Origin of the sequence: Methylopila musalis (assembly GCF_042679725.1) — a bacterium.
GTDB lineage: Bacteria > Pseudomonadota > Alphaproteobacteria > Rhizobiales > Methylopilaceae > Methylopila > Methylopila musalis.
Genome location: NZ_JBHTMX010000244.1, coordinates 1 through 3832, shown reverse-complemented (window position 1 = coordinate 3832; position 3832 = coordinate 1). Strand labels below are relative to the sequence as shown.

The following is a 3832-nucleotide window of genomic DNA, read 5'->3' as shown; positions in this document are numbered from 1 at the left end:
AGCGGTCTCTCGCCCGCCAACACTATGACCCACCCGAGACACACAGGGACCCAGAAACGCTGGTGTTTCCGGGTGAAGTTGAGCGGGTGCGGCTCGTTTTGCAGGCGGAGACGTATCTGGGTCCCGGCTCAAGGCCGGGACAAGGGAAGGAGAGGCGCGCGCTCAGTCCGCCTGCGCGGTGGCGCCGAAGCTGCGCGGGGCGGGGCTGACGATGCGAGGGCCGCCGGTCTGGACCTGGTAGACCGCGAGCGCGCGCTCGTTCGGGCCATCGGGGCGGAAGCGGAACGCGCCGTCCACGCCGACGAAGCCGGAGGCGTTGGACAGCGTCTGGTCGCTGAGGCCGCGCTCGCCTTGCGTTTTCACGATGGCGGCGGCGAGCGCCGTGGCGTCGTAGGCGAGCGAGGCGGCGCGCACGGGCTCGGAGCCGTACTTCGCCCGGTAGCGCTGGGCGAAGCCGCGGAAGCCGGCGTCGTCGGGCGCGGCGAACCATGCGCCCGCAAGGCTCGCGTCCCGGGTCAGCGCCGGATCGTCCCAGAGGCCGGTGCCGAGCAGCTTCAGCCGCTTGAGGTTGGCGCCGTTGGCCGCGAGCAGGCCCACCACCGTCGGCACCGCCTCCGCCGTGTCGGGGATGAACAGCGCGTCGGCCTGCGGCAGCGCGCTCGCCACCCGCTCCACCGGCCCGGCCATCTTGGACTTGTCGGCGCCGTAGCGCTCCAGCGCCACCACCCGGCCGCCGGCGCGCGTCACCGCCTGCTGGAACGCCGCCTCCGCCACCGCGCCGTAGCCGGTCTCGGGAATCAGAGCCGCGAAGGAGCGCTTGCCCTGGGACGCGGCGTAGGACACCACGCGCTGCACGTCGCTCTCGGGCAGGAAGCTCAGCAGATAGACGCCGCGGGCCGCCACGTTGGCGTCGGTGGAGAAGGCCACCACCGGCACGCCCCGCGCCCGCGCCGCCTGCCCCGCGCCCTGCACCGAATGGGCGAACAGCGGGCCGAGGATGAGCTTGGCGCCCTCGTCGGCCGCCGCCTGCGCCGCGGCCTGCGCGCCGGAGGAGGAGCCGCCGTCGTCCTTGACCAGAAGCTGGATGTCGGGGCCGTCGAACTCGGACAGCGCCAGTTCCGCCGCGTTCTTCAGCGCCGCGGCCGCGGCGCCGGCGTTGCCCGTGGCGGTGGAGGGCAGGATGAGCGCGACCTTGACCGAGCCCTGCCCCACCGTCGGCGCGGGCGCCGGCAGCGGCTCGGCGGAAACCTGCGGCGTGGGCGCGCCCTGCAGCGGATCGAGCCCGCTGTTCTCCCCGCCGCCCCCGGCGCAGGAGGCCAGCGCCAGCGCGGCGCCCGCCGCCAGCAGCGCGCGCTTCAGGGACCGTCCGTCGAACGTCATGTCGTCGCCACCGTCGTTCGGCCGGACGCCCCCGCGCCCGACGCGCCGATTGCCCCGAGGGTCCACCCCGCCGCCTCGCCCCGCTTTCCGCCGGAGCGCGCGGCCGATAGACTGTCGTTTCGTGGTAACCGACGAGCGCTTCCATGCCAAGGCCCGCCCCGGCCGAGACCGATCCCGACGCCGAATCGTCCCGCTCCCGCTCCTATCTGGTGGGCGGGCATCGGCTCGCCGCGCCCGCGCTGTCGCCCGGCCTCCACGTGGTGGCGACGCCGATCGGCACGCTCGGCGACATCACGCTCCGGGCGCTGGAGACGCTGGCCGCCGCCGACGCGGTGCTGTGCGAGGACACCCGCGTCACCGCCAAGCTGCTCAGCCATTACGGGATCTCCACCCGGCTCGTCGCCTATCACGAGCACAACGCCGCCGAGATGCGGCCGAAGATCATGGCGCGGATCGAGACCGGCGAGCGGCTGGCGCTGGTGAGCGACGCCGGCACGCCGCTGATCTCCGACCCCGGCTTCAAGCTGGTGCGCGACCTCGCGGCGGCGGACCTGCCCGTCACCCACCTCCCCGGCGCCTCCGCCGTGCTCACCGCGCTGGTGCTGGCGGGCCTGCCCACGGACCGCTTTTTCTTCGAGGGCTTCCTGCCGGCGAAGCAGGCCGCCCGCCGGGCGCGGCTCGCGGAGCTCGTCCGCATGCCCGCCACGCTGGTGATGTTCGACACCGGGCCGCGCGTGGCCGAATCGCTCGCCGATCTGGCGGAGGCGTTCGGCCCCCGTCCAGCAGCGCTGGCGCGGGAGCTGACCAAGCGCTTCGAGGAGGTGCGCCGGGGCGCCCTGACCGACCTCGCGGCGGCGCTGGCGGAGGAGCCCGCGCCCAAGGGCGAGATCGTGCTGGTGGTCGGCCCGCCCGACGAAGAGGCGCCCCCCAGCGCCGACGATCTCGACGCGCTGCTCACCGCCGCGCTCGCCCGCGCCTCGGTCAAGGACGCGGTGGCGGAGGTCTCCGCCGCGACCGGCCTGAAGCGCCGCGACGTCTACGCCCGTGCGCTCGATCTCGCGAAGACCGGCGCATGAGCGCAGGCGGCGCCTCCGGGAGACGACGCGCCGCCGTCGCACGCGGCCTGTCCGCGGAGACGCTGGTGGCGTGGCGCCTGCGGCTGACCGGCTGGCGCATCCTCGCCCGCCGCTTCTCCGACGGGCCGGGCGAGGTGGACCTGGTGGCGCGCCGGGGCCGCACGCTCGCCTTCGTGGAGGTGAAGGCGCGCGACGACGCCGACGCCGCGGTCCTGGCCGTCACGCCCCGGCAGCAGGTCCGCATCCGCCGCGCCGCCGAAGCCTTCCTTGCGCGCCATCCCGCTTATGCCGGATACGTGATCCGATTCGACGTGGCGCTGGTCGCGCCGCGCCGGCCGCCCCGCCTGCTGCGAAACGCCTTCGGGCTGTAGCGCCCGTCTTCAGGAGTCCGTTCCATGCCGCTTCGCGTCGCCGTGCAGATGGACCCGATCGAGCGCATCAACATCGCGGGAGACTCCACCTTCGCGCTGATGCTGGAGGCGCAGGCCCGCGGCCACACGCTGCACGTCTACACGCCCGAGCGGCTCAGCCTCGCCGACGGCGAGGTGGTGGCCCGCGCCCGGCCGGCCGAGGTGCGGGACGTGGCCGGCGACCACGTGACGCTCGGCGACGAGACCCGGCTCGTGCTCTCCCGCGACGTGGACGTGGTGCTGCTGCGGCAGGACCCGCCCTTCGACATGGCCTATGTCACCACCACCCATCTGCTGGAGCGCGTGCACCCGAAGACGCTGGTGGTGAACGATCCGGCCCATGTGCGGAACGCGCCGGAAAAGATCTTCGTGCTCGATTTCCCGCATCTGATGCCGCCGACGCTGGTGACCCGCGACCGGGCCGAGCTCGACGCCTTCCGCGAGGTCCACGGCGACATCGTGGTGAAGCCGCTCTACGGCAACGGCGGCGCGGCGGTGTTCCGCCTGACAGGCGACGACCTGAACTACGGCTCGCTGTTCGATCTGTTCTCCACCACCTTCCGGGAGCCGTGGATGGCGCAGAAGTTCCTGCCCAAGGTGTCGGAGGGCGACAAGCGCATCCTGCTGGTGGACGGCGTCTTCGCCGGCGCCGTGAACCGGGTGCCCGCCAAGGGCGACCTGCGCTCCAACATGGTGCGCGGGGGCGCGGCGGCGGCGACCGACCTGACGCCGCGCGAGCGCGAGATCTGCGACACGCTCGGGCCGGAGCTGAAGCGGCGCGGGCTGATCTTCGTCGGCATCGACGTGATCGACGGCTGGCTGACCGAGATCAACGTCACCTCCCCCACCGGCATCCGGGCGGTGAAGCGGCTCGGCGGGCCGGACGCCGCCGCCATGACTTGGGACGCGATCGAGGCCCGCCGGGCGGGGGCCGGCGCATGAGGCCGGTGCGCGCCGCGGCCGCCG

Annotated in this window: 4 protein-coding genes; 3 read left to right on the top strand and 1 reads right to left on the bottom strand. The window is 74.0% G+C overall.

What is annotated here, in order from left to right; all coding sequences use genetic code 11:
- Positions 1–162: 162 nt before the first annotated feature.
- Positions 163–1380: a penicillin-binding protein activator gene (locus ACFQ4O_RS16010; protein WP_378777119.1), complete on the bottom strand. Its 1218-nt coding sequence runs from the start codon at positions 1378–1380 to the stop codon at positions 163–165.
- A gap of 143 nt (positions 1381–1523) precedes the next feature.
- On the opposite strand from ACFQ4O_RS16010, the gene rsmI reads away from it, so the two are divergent.
- From rsmI to gshB, 3 genes are read left to right on the top strand one after another with little or no spacing between them, the layout of a single operon-like run.
- Positions 1524–2456 (top strand): 16S rRNA (cytidine(1402)-2'-O)-methyltransferase, encoded by a 933-nt coding sequence (gene rsmI / locus ACFQ4O_RS16005; protein ID WP_378777117.1) that lies wholly within the window; start codon positions 1524–1526, stop codon positions 2454–2456.
- The gene (locus tag ACFQ4O_RS16000) at positions 2453–2827 is read left to right on the top strand and encodes a YraN family protein (protein ID WP_378777115.1); all 375 of its coding nucleotides are present in this window, start codon (positions 2453–2455) and stop codon (positions 2825–2827) included. Before rsmI ends, ACFQ4O_RS16000 begins: the two co-directional genes overlap by 4 nt.
- Positions 2828–2851: 24 nt before the next feature.
- Positions 2852–3808, top strand: a complete 957-nt coding sequence (gene gshB / locus ACFQ4O_RS15995; protein WP_378777113.1) for a glutathione synthase — start codon at positions 2852–2854, stop codon at positions 3806–3808.
- The last annotated feature ends 24 nt before the right edge of the window (positions 3809–3832 follow it).